Origin of the sequence: Alteribacillus sp. YIM 98480, assembly GCF_009765375.1 — a bacterium.
Classification (GTDB): Bacteria; Bacillota; Bacilli; order Bacillales; family Marinococcaceae; genus Alteribacillus.
This window is the reverse complement of the sequence record NZ_VTOK01000011.1, coordinates 35,509-50,568: the sequence shown is the minus strand read 5'-3', so window position 1 is coordinate 50,568 and position 15,060 is coordinate 35,509. Positions and strand designations below refer to the sequence as shown.

At 38.4% G+C, this 15,060-nt stretch carries 14 protein-coding genes and 1 pseudogene; 10 read left to right on the top strand and 5 right to left on the bottom strand.

Annotation, left to right across the window (positions count from 1 at the left end; translation table 11 throughout):
• Nucleotides 1–2: 2 nt before the first annotated feature.
• The 6 genes and pseudogenes from FZF09_RS14540 to FZF09_RS22830 all read left to right on the top strand — a co-directional run.
• Nucleotides 3–770: a thiazole synthase gene (locus FZF09_RS14540; RefSeq protein WP_158737335.1), complete on the top strand. Its 768-nt coding sequence runs from the start codon at nucleotides 3–5 to the stop codon at nucleotides 768–770.
• Nucleotides 770–1,783 (top strand): ThiF family adenylyltransferase, encoded by a 1,014-nt coding sequence (locus tag FZF09_RS14535; RefSeq protein ID WP_158737334.1) that lies wholly within the window; start codon nucleotides 770–772, stop codon nucleotides 1,781–1,783. Before FZF09_RS14540 ends, FZF09_RS14535 begins: the two co-directional genes overlap by 1 nt.
• A gap of 389 nt (nucleotides 1,784–2,172) precedes the next feature.
• Entirely contained in the window at nucleotides 2,173–3,321 is a 1,149-nt protein-coding gene (locus FZF09_RS14530; protein ID WP_158737333.1) for an NAD-dependent epimerase/dehydratase family protein, read from the top strand.
• Between the two features lie 138 nt (nucleotides 3,322–3,459).
• The gene (locus tag FZF09_RS14525; RefSeq protein WP_158737332.1) at nucleotides 3,460–4,602 is read left to right on the top strand and encodes a glycosyltransferase family 4 protein; all 1,143 of its coding nucleotides are present in this window, start codon (nucleotides 3,460–3,462) and stop codon (nucleotides 4,600–4,602) included.
• 33 nt (nucleotides 4,603–4,635) lie between these two features.
• The gene (locus tag FZF09_RS14520; RefSeq protein WP_158737331.1) at nucleotides 4,636–5,094 is read left to right on the top strand and encodes a GtrA family protein; all 459 of its coding nucleotides are present in this window, start codon (nucleotides 4,636–4,638) and stop codon (nucleotides 5,092–5,094) included.
• Nucleotides 5,095–5,241: 147 nt separating this feature from the next.
• Nucleotides 5,242–5,786: pseudogene (locus FZF09_RS22830) on the top strand (transposase family protein); the annotation flags it as partial.
• Here FZF09_RS22830 and FZF09_RS23125 read toward each other — a convergent pair.
• The 4 genes from FZF09_RS23125 to FZF09_RS14490 form a co-directional block, all read right to left on the bottom strand.
• Nucleotides 5,779–5,997, bottom strand: coding sequence for a metal ABC transporter permease (locus tag FZF09_RS23125; protein ID WP_255450599.1), 219 nt, complete (start codon nucleotides 5,995–5,997; stop codon nucleotides 5,779–5,781). The pseudogene FZF09_RS22830 and the gene FZF09_RS23125 overlap by 8 nt on opposite strands.
• A gap of 110 nt (nucleotides 5,998–6,107) precedes the next feature.
• Nucleotides 6,108–7,052: a metal ABC transporter substrate-binding protein gene (locus FZF09_RS14500; RefSeq protein WP_233269513.1), complete on the bottom strand. Its 945-nt coding sequence runs from the start codon at nucleotides 7,050–7,052 to the stop codon at nucleotides 6,108–6,110.
• A gap of 85 nt (nucleotides 7,053–7,137) precedes the next feature.
• Nucleotides 7,138–8,001, bottom strand: coding sequence for a metal ABC transporter permease (locus FZF09_RS14495; RefSeq protein WP_199256801.1), 864 nt, complete (start codon nucleotides 7,999–8,001; stop codon nucleotides 7,138–7,140).
• Nucleotides 7,998–8,741 carry a metal ABC transporter ATP-binding protein gene (locus tag FZF09_RS14490; protein WP_158737329.1) on the bottom strand — a complete coding sequence of 248 codons (744 nt, stop codon included), beginning with the start codon at nucleotides 8,739–8,741 and terminating at the stop codon, nucleotides 7,998–8,000. Before FZF09_RS14490 ends, FZF09_RS14495 begins: the two co-directional genes overlap by 4 nt.
• Before the next feature lie 1,019 nt (nucleotides 8,742–9,760).
• Here FZF09_RS14490 and FZF09_RS14485 point away from each other — a divergent pair.
• On the top strand, nucleotides 9,761–10,225 hold the full coding sequence (locus FZF09_RS14485; RefSeq protein WP_158737328.1) for a hypothetical protein: 465 nt from the start codon (nucleotides 9,761–9,763) through the stop codon (nucleotides 10,223–10,225).
• Between the two features lie 227 nt (nucleotides 10,226–10,452).
• Nucleotides 10,453–11,592, top strand: coding sequence for a glycerate kinase family protein (locus FZF09_RS14480; RefSeq protein WP_158737327.1), 1,140 nt, complete (start codon nucleotides 10,453–10,455; stop codon nucleotides 11,590–11,592).
• Between the two features lie 217 nt (nucleotides 11,593–11,809).
• Here FZF09_RS14480 and cls read toward each other — a convergent pair whose 3' ends face one another.
• Nucleotides 11,810–13,258: a cardiolipin synthase gene (cls, locus tag FZF09_RS14475; RefSeq protein WP_158737326.1), complete on the bottom strand. Its 1,449-nt coding sequence runs from the start codon at nucleotides 13,256–13,258 to the stop codon at nucleotides 11,810–11,812.
• Between the two features lie 243 nt (nucleotides 13,259–13,501).
• On the opposite strand from cls, the gene coaW reads away from it, so the two are divergent.
• Nucleotides 13,502–14,344, top strand: a complete 843-nt coding sequence (gene coaW / locus FZF09_RS14470) for a type II pantothenate kinase (RefSeq protein ID WP_158737325.1) — start codon at nucleotides 13,502–13,504, stop codon at nucleotides 14,342–14,344.
• 44 nt (nucleotides 14,345–14,388) lie between these two features.
• A complete protein-coding gene (locus FZF09_RS14465; RefSeq protein ID WP_158737324.1) occupies nucleotides 14,389–14,844 on the top strand; it encodes a MarR family winged helix-turn-helix transcriptional regulator in 456 nt (151 codons plus the stop codon).
• The last annotated feature ends 216 nt before the right edge of the window (nucleotides 14,845–15,060 follow it).

Genomic DNA, 15,060 nt, shown 5'->3' with positions numbered 1-15,060 from the left:
CGATGTTAAATATCGGTCCATATTCTTTTCAGTCAAGGTTATTTCTAGGAACCGGAAAGTATGCTAGCGGAGAAGTGCAGAACCAGGCGGTAGAGACTTCTGAAACGGAAGTGCTTACATTTGCCGTAAGACGAATGAATATATTTGATGACAGTCAGCCCGATCCGTTTGAAAGCATGGATCTCAGCGGATTTAAACTGCTGCCTAATACTGCTGGTGCAAAAACGGCAGAAGAAGCTGTGCGAATTGCAAAAATGGCCCAAGCAGCTAACATGTGTGACATGATTAAAGTAGAAGTTATAGGGTGTGACAAGACGCTTTTACCTGACCCTGTAGAAACGATAAAAGCTACAGAACTGCTGCTTGATGAAGGTTTTATTGTTCTTCCTTATACGTCTGATGATGTTGTACTGGCCAGACATCTGCAGGAGCTTGGCATTCATGCTATTATGCCTGGCGCCTCCCCAATAGGTACCGGACTTGGTATTATAAATCCATATAATTTAGCCCACATTATCGAACAAGCTGAAGTTCCTGTTATTGTCGATGCTGGGATTGGCAGCCCTAAAGATGCCTCTTACGCCATGGAACTAGGGGCTGACGGTGTACTATTAAATACTGCAGTGTCTGGAGCTGGAGATCCTGTGAAAATGGCGGGAGCAATGAAACATGCAGTCGAAGCTGGTCGTTTAGGGTTTGAAGCTGGACGTATTGAAAAGAAAATGTATGCCCAGGCAAGCAGTCCTGTGGAAGGAATGAGCAAGCTTTGATGGACAGCCGTTATTCCAGACAAGAACTCTTTCATGGAATCGGTAAAACCGGCCAGCGGCTCTTAAAAAACAAGCACGCAGTCATTGTCGGAGCAGGAGCACTAGGAAGTGCAGCCGCAGAAACACTGGTACGAGCAGGGGTTGGGAAAATTACGATTATTGATCGTGATTTTGTTGAATACAGCAACTTGAACCGACAGCAGCTTTATACTGAACAAGATGCAGAAGCCAAAATGCCAAAAGCGGAAGCAGCTAAAACTAGATTGCAAGCAATAAATAAGGAAACAGAGATAATAAGTGTTACAGGAGAAGCCGACTCTTTTGTATTAGAGCAAGCACTTCCAGCCGATTTGTTTATTGATGCGCTGGACAATTTTGATACGAGAATGCTAATTAATGACTTTTGTCAAAAACAAGGCCTGCCATGGATATACGGAGCTTGTGTGGGCAGCTATGGCATTACTTTTACTATTCTGCCTCAAAGCACACCTTGCCTTCATTGTTTAATGGAAGATATTCCACTTGATGGGGAAACGTGTGATACAGCAGGGATTATTGCGCCGGCCGTACAAATGGTTAGTTCGTATCAATCCACAGAAGCGCTGAAAATTTTAACAGAAAACTGGTCTGCCTTACGAATGAAATTATTGTCATTTAACCTTTGGAACAATGAATCATCTTCTATTGATGTTAAGTTGTTAAAAAAAGCGGACTGCCCATCTTGTGGTAAAGCAGCCTCGTATCCATTTTTGGAATATAAAAACCGTGCAAAAACAGAGGTGTTATGCGGGCGTAATGCCGTACAAGTCCGACCGGCAGAACAGCAATATTTGGCGTTACCTGATTTAAAAAAGAGATATTCAAAAGTCATTCAACAAGAAAATAAACACCTTATTGTTCTCAATCTTGAAGGGAAACGATTTGTTATTTTTCAGGACGGCAGAACGATCATACACGGAGAAAACGATAAAGCCAGAGCTCGGCTCTTGTATCAAAGATATATAGGCGGATAATTATTTGAAATCTATGAATAGAGAGCTGTTCCAAGTAGGGTGAACAGCTCTTTTTCACTTGTTTTCAATACGTTTATGATGGCTTCTAGCATAGGTAATAAAATTTTTAAGCGCAGTCACAAAGAAGGGCATTTTTTTATTTGCTAAGTAGATTGTGAGTTTACTTAATATTGTTGCATTATTATAATATAGCGAAATCAATTTTGAACCAAAGAGAAAGTATTAGACGGAGCATCTTCTAGCAGTGTAATATTTGCGAAATGCAGCAGAACATGATACCTTTTCTATGGTTCCACATTTAACGTGAAAATATGAAAAAAACGTCTTTACGGCGTCCATATAGAATCAATTTTAGTAATCGAAACTATTTCAAGAGTGGAGGTAGTAACGTGAATATTATCGTTGCTGGCGGAGATGGATTTTGTGGATGGCCCACAGCCTTGTATTTATCAAAACAAGGGCATGATGTGTCAATTATTGACAATCTGGTAAGAAGAAAATATGACGATGAGTTAAGATCAAACTCAATTACTCCAATTGCTTCATTAGAGGATCGCGTTAAAAAATGGAAAGAACTAACTGGTAACGAAATTCGTACATACGAAGGCGATCTTAACCATTACGACTTCTTAAAAGAAGTACTTAAGCGTGAAAAACCAGAGGCATTCGTCCATTTTGCCGAGCAGCGTTCAGCTCCTTACTCCATGATTGACCGTGAACATGCTATATATACCCAAGTTAATAATGTTGTAGGCACCTTAAACGTTTTATATGGCATTAAAGAAGTAGTTCCTGACTGTCATTTGATTAAATTGGGGACAATGGGAGAGTACGGAACTCCAAATATTCCTATTGAAGAGGGTTATTTGGAAGTGGAGCATAAAGGGCGTAAAGATGTCCTTCCTTACCCAAAACAGCCAGGCTCTTTTTACCATCTTTCCAAAGTGCACGACAGCCATAATATAATGTTCACATGTAAAATTTGGGGAATACGAGCAACAGATTTAAACCAGGGAATTGTCTACGGTCTTGATACTGATGAAACAAAAATGGATCCAGTCTTAGTCAACCGTCTTGACTACGATGGGGTATTTGGCACAGCTTTAAACCGTTTTATTATTCAATCTACGATTGGACATGACCTCACTGTATATGGAGAAGGCGGGCAAATTCGTGGTTTCCTTAATATAAGAGATACCGTTAGATGCATTGAAATAGCAGCAGAAAATCCTGCTGTTAAAGGAGAATTCCGCGTATTTAATCAATTCACAGAAGAGTTCTCTGTTTTAGATCTTGCCAATAAGGTTCAAAAAGTTGCAAAACAAGAAGGTTATACCGTAGACGTCGCGCATTTAGAGAACCCTCGGGTGGAGCTTGAAAATCATTTCTATGAAGCAGCTAATACAAAGCTGAGAGATCTTGGACTTGAGCCTCATCTTTTAACCGATGACGTTATTCGCGAAATTTTAAAAACGGTAGTGAAACATAAAGATCGCGTAATTAAAGATAATGTATTGCCAAACATTACGTGGAAATAAAACAAAGCCATCGGCCTGGAGCAGTATGTATTCAAATATCCTTGCCTTGGATCTTCTTTGGAGAAAAGCTTGGCTTGCTGCTGAGTCCTTATGCGAATGCAGTTGTTTTGTAATAAGGGAACAGGGAGTGTACTCATTGTGAAAATTGCTATTGTAACAGAAACGTTTCTTCCTTCTACGGATGGAATAGTTACTAGGCTTACAGCATGTATAAGATGGCTGCTTCAAGCTGGGCATGATGTCAGAATTATTGCGCCTGATCTTGGTGTATATGAATTTGAAGGAGCAGAAGTTAAAGGGGTGCCAGCGAGCACGCTTCCTTTTTACCGCTCCAAACAGTTCGCTCTTCCGAACCCAGTTGTAAGAAAATATCTTAAAGAATATGAACCTGATGTTGTCCATGTTGTAAATCCTGCTATTCTCGGGTTTTCTGGTGTAAGAGCAGCAAAAAAGCTTGAGTATCCTTTAGTAGCATCTTATCATACGAATGTAGCTCAATACTTAGATTACTATAGGCTCTCCCTATTTAAAGGTTTGATATGGTGGTATTTTCGAAAACTCCACAATGAAGCGGATTTGAATTTATGTACTTCTAATACGGTACAACAAGAACTTATAGAACGTAAATTCTATAACGTGCATGTCTGGCAGCGAGGCGTTGATACAGAAATGTTTCACCCGAAAAACTACGATTCTTCGATTCGTGAGAAGCTTACAGACGGACAGCCGGAACGAAAGCTTCTTCTATATGTAGGAAGACTTGCCGCAGAAAAGGAAATTGAAAAACTTAAACATGTACTGGATACGTCTGATGAATTTACTCTTGCTATTGTAGGAGACGGGCCGCACCGAGGAGCGCTGGAAAAACATTTTGAAGGGACAAAAACTGTTTTTACCGGATATATGCATGGAGATCAATTAGCTAAAGCCTTTGCCTCTGCTGATGTGTTTGTTTTTCCATCTACGACAGAAACACTTGGACTCGTTATTTTAGAAGCAATGGCTTCTGGCCTTCCTCTAGTTGCTGCGAAAAGCGGGCCGACTTGTGAACAGATCGAGGATGGCAGGACAGGCTTGTTGTATGATCCGTATAAAGAAGGAGATTTCACGGAAACTATCCGTTGTTTTGAAGATGAAACGCTGCGTAAAAGACTTGCAATAAATGCAAGAGAAGATATTAAGACGTTAGGCTGGTCTGGAGCAGCAAGGCAGCTTCTTACACTTTATGAGGAAACTGCAGGAATAAACGAGGAAAGCCAAAAAACCCAACAACTGACATAGCAAAGGTACAGCTGTCAAAACAGAAGGGATAACATGAAAAGAAATAAAGTCAAGCATGGACCTTTTCAATTCATGCAGTTTAGTGTGATCGGTCTTACAAACGCAGGTGTGGATATAGGCACTTTAAATCTTCTGCTTATTTTGTTTCCAACAGATGATAGAGGAATGCTGGCTCTTTTTAATACAATTGCGTATTCATTAGCAGTTGCGAACAGTTATTATTGGAATGCTCATATTACCTTTCGCCATTCCGCGGCAGGCAACAATCGACAGAGGCTGGCCTTTATTGTTCAGGGCATAGTAAGCCTTGGAGTAAATAATTTTGTTTTCCTTGGGATTAACCAGCTGTTCCAGGTTTTTGAAATTCCTCGCTGGATCCGTTACAATACAGCAAAAGGAATGGCGATGTTTTTATCTTTTACTTCAAGTTTTTTTATGATGAAATTTTTCGTTTTTAAAGAAACAAAGGAAAAGAATAGAGAAAAGATATAGGCCCCCATGTCAGAGAGGGCCTTTTTTAAGGCTCTATTATATTTGTTGGGGGATGAAAAAAATTTAGACATAAAAAACACGCATGCTCCAAAATCCTTTACACTTGAATGGTCCTACAAACAAGAAAAGGATTGGAGTTGCGTGTAGATGAATTTTAACATGAAGTGGCCTGGATTAGAAGAAGTAATGGTCAAAACGGAAAAGATAGGGGAGGCATTTTATCTCCACGTGGAGATCCCCCGTAAATCCCATCGTGTCCAGCATGCGGGGAAAGAACAAGCCGGGTCCATGCTTACCGTATCCAAAAAATTCAGCACCTTAAAGTATTTGAACGAACATCTTATATATTTTATCGAAGGCGTCGTTATGTGTGTTCTTGCGGCAAACGCTTTACGGAACGCAATCCTATCGTCTAACGGTATCAAAGGCACTCACGGGAATGGAATCAAGCCCTTGGTCTGCGTGTCATTCAAGGAAAAAATTTTAAAGATACGGCAGGTCAATTCCGGACGTCTTCTGCTACCGTGATTCGGCGTTTTGATTCGATTTCAGCCTCGACGTTAAAGGAAGTGAAGAGCCTGCCGCCGGTCATTGCGATCGATGAATATAAAGGGGATACGAATGAAGGGAAGTATCAAGTGGTCATTGTGGATGGGGACACCAGAGCTCCTCTCGATATTCTTCCTAATAGATAAAAGAAGCTACAGTTGTAATCGAAACCATCGACATGAATGTATAATGAATAATAGTAACCGGAATACCAAGTGCTGCAGCCATAGCAGGATCAAAGGACGTCATTTTCAACTCTTTGTCCATAATGAAAATGTGGAGTAAATCAATAATAAAGACAATAGTTATTAGCCAAAACGCATCCGGTCCAAGTGAAATACCGTTCCATTCCAATGTATTGAAGGGGATAAACAAAATCTATAAAAAACACCTGTTGTAAAAATCATGTTTACAACAGGTGTTCCTTCAGTTGAAGGGATTTAGGAACAGCTCTTTCTATTTTTCTATTCTGTTAGGGAATCATAAATCATGTCCATATTCCATTCCATCATTTTAATGTACGTATCACCATCTTCCCCCGGTTCAGCTAGTGAATCGGTAAAGACTTCTCCGGCGATTGAAACATCGGTTTCTCTAGAGACTTGCTCCATACTGCGTGGATCGATACTTGTTTCGACAAAGAGAGCTTTCACGTCTTTTTCTTCAATTAGATCAACAACGTTTCGAATTTGATCTGGACTACCTTCGTTTTCTGCGTTAATCTCCCAAATGTAGCCTGCTTCAAAATCATAAGCATCAGAAAAATATTTGAAAGCCCCTTCGCTTGTTACTAAAAAGCGCTCTTTTTCAGGAATTTGATTGAATTTCTCCACAGCTTTTTCTTGTAACTGTTCTAATTCTTCGATGTATGCCTCCGCATTTTCCTCATATCGTTCGGCATGATCAGGATCGATTTCGATTAGAGCATCCCGTGCATTTTCAGCGTATGTTATACCATTACGTACATCCAGCCATGCATGTGGATCTTCTTCTCCATTATTTCCTTCTGATGTTAAATACTTTGCTTCAACACCTTTGCTCATTTCAAATACAGGTGCATCTTTTCCATCTTTTCCTGTTGTAGAAAGAAGTTTTTCAAACCAACCATTTCCAGTTTCTAAATTTAACCCGTTATAAAAGATGATATCAGCATCGGTTGCTTTTTGTACATCTTGAGGCAGCGGTTCATATTCATGAGGATCAGCGCCAATTGGCGCAATACTGTGTACCTCTACTTGATCCCCGCCGACATTTTTTACAATGTCATATAGAATCGAATACGTTGTCACCACTTCGACTTTTTCCTTAGACTCTGCTGCCGTTTCATCTTGAGACGTTTCCTCGGACGCACACGCACCAAGAATCATAATAAATAAGCTAAGGAATAATAATGAAAAGATTTTTTTCAATGTTGACTCCTCCTAAGTTGATGAAAAAAGTTGTATACGTCACTTTCACAGATTGATAGAGTTGCGAAAGTGAAATGATATATTTTTAATCTGCCAGCGCAGATCGTTTTCTCTTTACTTTGATCCACCGCCAAACGAGGCCGTATTTAGGTGAAAAGAAGAAAGCAATTGTAAACAATAATGTTGCGATGAGAACAATGGTTGCACCTGAAGCTAAATTATACGTAAAGCTAAAGTACAGGCCGATGACAGAAGAAATCACTCCGACTGCTGATGAGAGGAATATCATAATCCACAATCGATCGGTCAATAGATAAGCCGTAGCTGCCGGTGTGATAAGCATCGCTACCACTAAAACAATTCCAACGGTTTGTAAAGAAGCAACCGTAACCATGGTTAAAAGGGTCATTAACGCATAATGAATCATCTTCGTAGAAAGGCCGTAAGCCTGTGCCATGGTTGGGTCAAAAGATGTAACAAGCAGTTCTTTGTAAAAAAGATAGACGGTTAAAAGGACAATGATTCCAATAACTAACGTCAGCCACATATCGGAAGGCTTTACCGCTAAGACGTTGCCAAACAAAATATGATAAAGATCGGTGCTGCTTTTCATTATCGTAATTAAAATGATCCCAAGTGCAAATGCTGCTGTAAAAAGAATTCCAATCGAGGTATCATGTTTAATGCGGCTGTTTTGACTGACAAAACCGATCCCTATGGCTGTCAAGACACCGGTTAATACCGCACCGAAAAAGAAATTAATCCCGATCATGTAAGAGATGGCAACTCCAGGCAGAACAGCGTGAGAGATAGCATCCCCCATTAATGCCATGCCGCGTAATATAATGAAGCAGCCGATGACACCGCAAATAATTCCGACCATAATCGATGTTAATAACGCTTTTTGCAAGTATTCATACTGTCCAATGGCTTCTATAAAGTCGATCATACGTTGATCCCCACTTCATTTAGGAATGAAAATTGATCTTTATACGCTTTTGCCATCACTTCAGGACGGAACACACTTTCCACTTCTCCGCATTCAATTAATTCTTTATTAATTAACACCAGTTGATCGAAATAAGAATGTGCTTTGCTTAAATCGTGATGGACGACAAATACGGTTTTTCCTTCATCACGCAGCTCTTTTAAAACGTTGATAATCGTCTTTTCACTCGAAACGTCTACACCAACAAAGGGTTCATCAAGGAAAAACAGGTCTGATTGTTGCGCCAGGGCGCGAGCTAAAAAGACTCGCTGCTGTTGTCCGCCAGACAGCTCCCCAATTTGCCGATGAGCGAAATCCTCCATATGAACTTGCTGTAAGCATTCATAGGCCCATTCTTTTTCCTTCTTCTTTGGTCGTTTGAATAGTCCTAACTTCGGATAGGTACCAATAAGGACCGAATCAACAACCGTAATTGGAAAATCCCAATCAATGTCATTACGTTGTGGAACATACGCCACTTTCTTTCTTGTTTCATAGACTTGCTTGCCGCATATTCTGATGTTTCCTTTATCGATCGGAATAAGGCCCAACAATGCTTTTAATAATGTTGATTTTCCTGCTCCATTTGGGCCAATAATACCAACTAGGTTGCCTTTTTCAATTGTAAAATTAACGTTTGTAATCGCCTCATTTCCATAATAGGATACGTGCAAATCGTTTACTGACAAGGCCATTTTCATATGTGTCACCCTTTCTGAAATACATCCGTTCGTTAAAAGAAGCAAATGTTTGTTTTAGTTATAAAAGTTTCCATAGGGAAACTTTTAAGCAAAAGAGGGTGGAATAATTAACGCAATAGCATCCATAAAGATAAGTTGTAAAATAAATTACTTTCTCTCTATTACGTTAATCATTCCATGTCAATTCATCGAAATGTAATAAAAATTCAGTACTATCCTATATTAAGTAAGTATCTATCAATATAGGTATCTGTTTCCCTATGGAATAATATATGCCTGAATGTAAAAAAGTTTACCTAATGCAAAATATAACCAAAAAATTTTTTTGTCAATTTGTTACTGAAAGAAAACACCTAATCGCATAAAGTCCTTTACCTGAATATCCTTGAGGCAAAAGAAAGGAATGAAAAATCTAGTTGCAGTCTAATCTTAAGACGCTCCTTCTATGGCAGCGTCTGCATTATCTGCATCCTAGAGGGCTTACTATTTTCACATATGTTTCATCTCAATTTATGTCATTTGGGCAAATGAAGTGCTTGATTTTCACAACTTTTTCAAATGAATTTTGTCTTAGTGAATAAATGTTTACCATAGGCAAAAAATACCGTAAAAGAAAAACCAGTTTTACCTGGTGCTAATAAGTTTCCCTAAGGAAAGAATAGAGCAAATACAAATAAACGTCAATCATTTTTTACTTTACAGCAATGATTTTTTATACCTATAGAAAAATTTAAGTTTGTGAAAAGAAACAAAGCATAAGTTTGTTTATGCATGATCTGGTGGTTTCTATGGTAAGTGGAACAATATGCTTACTTGCTATTCCCAGATCTTTGAACCTTCTTTTTAAGTTTTTATTCATTCTATGCCCTTTCATAAATAATATTGTAAATTACAGTTCTTTGAAATAAAAAAGATAATAAAATCAAAGGGAAATAGAAAAGTGCTATAGAAAGTAATAAATAGGGGGAAAATGTCCCTATAGATATCTTCCGCTCGGCGGGAAAAGGGGGAATTGCTTAATGAATCGTGAACCTGTTCATTTATATCTTTCCCGCTACAAAGACCATATTAAATATTTGCGGGACACGGGTCAGGAAACTCCTGGCTGGAGAGATTTGAGAGAAGAGGAGCTTCCAGACTTTTTGGAAATTAAAGATTCATCTGTAGAAATACAAGGGGATACACCAGTTAGAGATTACGAAAAAGAAGGTACTTGGAAAAGAGGAAGCATGCTGCACATGCGAATGGTGTTGTTGGATGGAACGAAGTATGCCATGCATGGTTATTATGTAGAGGAGAAAAATGATTGGTATCCTAATGAAAACCCAGTTATTCATAAAAGCAGCAAATGCGGGTTTTGCCAATCCATCATCGGCTTGGGAGGAGAAGGAAATGTGAAAGAAGAATTTTGTATGCTTCCGCTTCCTGAGAAAAAGTATTTATTTGAAGAAGTATTAAAAAGACATAAAAAAGAGTTGTATTAGAAGAAAATCGGCTTAACAATGAACAATTAACCCTTGTTCATTCCAACATTTCTTAAAAAGTTATTTTCAAAAGACTACTACCTATAAGGTGCACGTTGTAGTCTTTTTATTTTGTACTTAGGCATGTTTAACTTTGTTAAAGGATCAAAGTATAATTAAAACTACGTCTTCTGCCATAAAGCCTTGGTAGCAAGCCGAGTTTTTTTTAATCAAAGAGGAGAGAAATAATGAAAATAGTTATAGCACCTGATTCATTTAAGGAAAGCATGACGGCTCTTGAAGCTGCGCAAAGCATTGAAAAAGGGTTCAAAGATTTCTTAGGAGAAAAAATAACAACTGAATTAATTCCGATGGCAGACGGAGGGGAGGGAACTACTCGTTCCATGGCAGATGCTTTAAACGGAACGATACATACAAAAACCGTCACGGGACCAAATGGAAACAAAGTACAAGCTGACTATGCTATTCTCGAAGAAAACAATACAGCTGTTATGGAAATGGCAGAGGCTTCTGGGATCGGATTGACAGCTAAGGAGAAACGAAATCCTTTAAAAGCTACTACTTACGGGACAGGAGAACTTATCAAAGCTGCACTTGATCATGGCGTAGACAAAATTATCCTGGGAATAGGAGGAAGTGCCACAAATGATGGCGGAGCAGGGATGGTGCAAGCTCTTGGTGGGAAGCTGCTGGATGCTGACAATAATGAATTAGAAGCTGGAGGAGGAGCACTTTCTCAATTAAGAAAAATTGATGTGTCTGGTATTGATAGGCGTCTCGCAAAGACAAGCATTGTTACCGCGTGTGATGTAAATAATCCTCTAACAGGGCCAAATGGAGCTAGTGCTGTTTATGGCCCTCAAAAAGGGGCAGATGAAAAAATAGTGGCATTATTGGACGATGCATTGAGCCATTTTGCGGAGATTATTCGATCGGATATCGGCAGAGATGTGGAAAATCTTCCTGGAGCTGGGGCAGCAGGGGGCCTCGGTGCTGGATTGACTGCTTTTTTAAATGCTTCTCTTGAACCTGGAATTGAGATCGTTCTGAAAGAAACGAACTTTTATGAGAAAGTAAAAGGGGCCGAGCTTATTATTACAGGAGAGGGAAAAATAGATCATCAAACGGTTTATGGAAAAACTCCAATTGGAGTAGCAAAAGCTTCTGCTAAAAGCACAAATGCCCCTGTCATTGCATTGTGCGGCCAACTAGGGCAAGGATATGAAGCCGTTTTTGCACATGGCATTACGGCTGCCTTTAGCATTATGCCAGGACCGGAAAGTGCAGCCACAGCAATGGCTAATGGGAAAGAGTATATATCTAAACTCGCTAGAAATATAGCAGCGGTTAAATTTTCTGAACGTTAAAATGCGGTTGATCTGCCTCGGCCCTGCTGAATACGTTATTTCTTTGCGATGTCTATGCAGATAAAGTGCTGTTAGCATCATGAGAAAACTTGCCGTTTCTGTTTTGGGGCGGCAAGTTTTTACATTATCCTTAACATAATCCGTACTTAGACTATGTTTGTCTTGCTTTCTTTTCACAAAGAATCATGCAGCAAAGGCGTTGGGGCGAATGTGTTTATTACAATATAGGTGATAATAAATGCGAAATTGATTCTTTGACACGTATCCATAACGAACGTTTTTTGTATTCAATGAAGGTTAGTTCTCTTGAATGTTTCATATCTTGTTCAAAAATTAAAGCTAATCGTTCTACGGTTGGTCTATGATACAAAAAGACATTAACTTCAAAGTTCAGCCGAAAACTTCTAACATCAATGTTAGCAGTACCGACAGACCCCACTTTGCCATCCACTACAATCGTTTTTGCATGAATAAATCCATTTTCATAAATGAAGACCCTTGCGCCTGTCTTTAACAAATCACCTATATGTGAAAGCGTAGCCCAGTATACAAAAGGATGGTCTGGTTTATTAGGAATCATTATTCGAACGTCTTTTCCAGATAAGGCTGCAATCCGCAAAGCATCCATTAAACTTTGGTCTGGAATAAAATAAGGCGTTTGAATATATACTGATTCTTTTGCAGAGGTAATCATTTTAATATAGCCATTTTTAATCTGCTCCCATTCTGAATCGGGGCCGCTTGACACAATTTGAGCAGCCATATCACCCGCTGCTTCCATAAACGGGAAATACTTTTCATCATAGTGAATGTAATGATGGTGGGTTGCTTGATTCCAGTCTAAGATAAATCTAGTTTGTATAGCTTTTACCCCTTGCCCTTTTATACGGAGGTGGGTATCTCTCCAATAACCAAACTTTGGGTTAAGACCGAGGTATTCATCCCCTACATTAAAGCCTCCGACATATCCGATCTTTCCATCAATAATGACTAATTTCCGATGGTTGCGGTAATTTAATCGAAGGTTAATAAAAGGAATGCGTTTAGGAAAGAAAATTTCCACTTCTCCGCCCGCTTCTTTAAGTGATCGAAAGACTTTTTTAGAAAGACTTCTAGATCCCATTTCATCGTACAGAACTCGAACTTTAACGCCTTCTTTCGCTTTTTTTGTTAAAGCCTGCAATAATCTGGAACCGAGATTATCGTATCGAAAAATGTAATATTGAAGGTGGATATGAACTTTTGCATTTTCGATATCGCTTATCAGCTGATCAAACTTTTTTTTACCATCTGTAAATAAATCGACTTCGTTATCTTGTGTAAGAAGAGCGTCATTGTTTACAAGCTGCATGTATATAAGATCTCTGTATTCACGGGAATCAGGATCAGAAAAATGAAAACGCTGGTCACGAAGGGATTCAATTTGTTCTTTTAACAAGTCTTCAATACCGATTTTTTTAATATCTTCCCAATCGAACAGCCTTTTTCTGCTCATGTTTTGTCCAAATATTAAATACAGGATAAATCCAAGAAAAGGGATAAAAAACAAAACCATAAGCCAGGCCCATGTTGATGTAGCATCTCTTCTTTCTAAGAAAATAATGATTCCTGCAAATATGAAATTTATAAAAAACAGAAAACTAATTAAAACTGAGAGTACGTCCATTTTGTTCCCTGCCTAACTGTCATGAATAAAAGGCCAGCAAGAGATGATTCATGACAAATTTTTCCCTGATTAATCAATATACTGATTTTTTCAGTATAACAAAAAAGGTATTTTTAGTCTTTTCATTTGTCCACCTATCATTTACTTTGTAAGATAGTATAAAATAAAGGAAGTAATCATGTATAAGACATTATAAATAAAAGTATAATATATCGTTTGGGAAGAAAGGGGTTCGTCAACTAGATGAACAGAGAATATCTAGGAGTGGACGTTGGAGGAACGTTATCTAAAATAGTATATACGGCAGGTGATTATTGGGAATATAAAAAAATGCCTACAACTCAAATCAAAGAAGTCGATCATTGGATTAATAGTCGTTTCAATAACCCTGTTATACATATTACGGGAGGAAAAGCAGGTTTGTTCACCCAAAAATCAACGTTGCCTGTAAAAAAAATAAATGAATTTGAGGCTACTTGTGAAGGGGTAAGATGGCTTTTAGAAGAAAAAGGTCTGCTTTCTCTAACGGGATCTCGATTTATGGTAACGAATGTTGGAACAGGAACATCTATTCATTTTGTGAACGGTGACTCGTATGAAAGAATAGGCGGAAGCGGTATGGGCGGTGGTACACTGCTCGGGCTTTCTTATTTGTTAACGGGAGAAGATGATTATGATGAAATTTTGAAATTAGGTCAAAAAGGAAAAGGCGAAAAGTTAAATGTAACAGTTTCTGATATATATTCACATGAAGTACCGCCAATTTCGGGGGATTTAACCGCCAGTAATTTTGGTAACGTTTCCCGAATGAAAGAGCAATCTTTTTCGCAGGAAGATTATATTTCTGCGGTCGTTCGTATGATCGGAGAAACCATTACCACCATGAGTGTTCAAGCAGCCGAAAGATTAAAAACAGACTCGGTAGTGTATATCGGATCGACTTTTTCCCATCATGACACACTGAAAGATATTATTAAAGGCTACACTGAATTACGAGGAAAAAAAGCATTTTTTCTCGAACATGGAGAATACAGTGGTGCGATAGGGGCTTTTCTAAATAAAGGGTTAAAAAAAGCAATTTTATAAACTTTTTATATAAAAGTAAGGTTTTAGAGCAGGAGATGAATGCATTGAGTATTGATGATTATAAACAAGTATTTTTAGAGTCCATATATTCGCTTGAAAATATATCAAAATATTTACAGCCGAAGATGCCGCTTTTAAGTGAGCTGCAATTGACTTCACGCCAGGAAACAATAATGATTTTATTCATTCGAAACGAAAATATTACTTTAAGTGAGTTGTCAGAGCGGCTCGGAATTTCCAAGAGTGCGATCAGTCAGGCAATGAATAAACTTGAAAAAGATAATTTGCTTATTCGTTCTATTAATGAACAAAACCGCCGCGAAATTACAATGACCCTTGGAGAAACAGGCAAGGAACTTAAAGAGCAATTTGAAGCTTTTGAAGCTACTATTATTAAAGAGTATATTTCCCAGCTTCAATTAGAAGAATTAAAACAAGTTAGAGATGTCATTATTAAACTTGAAGGCATTATTCAGCACGGTGAAGAAAACAATGAATAAAAATCTTTGGAAAGCTGCTTCCTTAAAAGGTGGAAGGAGCTTTTCTTACGTTAAGAATTAATAATTTTAACAACAGCACTTTGTTTTTATGAATATGAAAATAAAGTGAACAAAACCTCCAGCACTTGACGGTCTTTTGTTGTTGAGTTAAATTGTTAAATAGTTAAGTTTCTAAATAGTTTCGTTTTGTAAAATGTTTATAAAGTATAATGAAAA

What these genes read in the sequence shown, in the direction of transcription:
- FZF09_RS14540 (WP_158737335.1), top strand. Translation starts at nt 3, where the DNA reads ATGTTAAATATCGGTCCATATTCTTTTCAGTCAAGGTTATTTCTAGGA.
- FZF09_RS14535 (WP_158737334.1), top strand. Translation starts at nt 770, where the DNA reads ATGGACAGCCGTTATTCCAGACAAGAACTCTTTCATGGAATCGGTAAA.
- FZF09_RS14520 (WP_158737331.1), top strand. Translation starts at nt 4,636, where the DNA reads ATGAAAAGAAATAAAGTCAAGCATGGACCTTTTCAATTCATGCAGTTT.
- FZF09_RS14495 (WP_199256801.1), bottom strand. Translation starts at nt 8,001, where the DNA reads ATGATCGACTTTATAGAAGCCATTGGACAGTATGAATACTTGCAAAAA.
- FZF09_RS14490 (WP_158737329.1), bottom strand. Translation starts at nt 8,741, where the DNA reads ATGAAAATGGCCTTGTCAGTAAACGATTTGCACGTATCCTATTATGGA.
- FZF09_RS14485 (WP_158737328.1), top strand. Translation starts at nt 9,761, where the DNA reads ATGAATCGTGAACCTGTTCATTTATATCTTTCCCGCTACAAAGACCAT.
- FZF09_RS14480 (WP_158737327.1), top strand. Translation starts at nt 10,453, where the DNA reads ATGAAAATAGTTATAGCACCTGATTCATTTAAGGAAAGCATGACGGCT.
- cls (WP_158737326.1), bottom strand. Translation starts at nt 13,258, where the DNA reads ATGGACGTACTCTCAGTTTTAATTAGTTTTCTGTTTTTTATAAATTTC.
- coaW (WP_158737325.1), top strand. Translation starts at nt 13,502, where the DNA reads ATGAACAGAGAATATCTAGGAGTGGACGTTGGAGGAACGTTATCTAAA.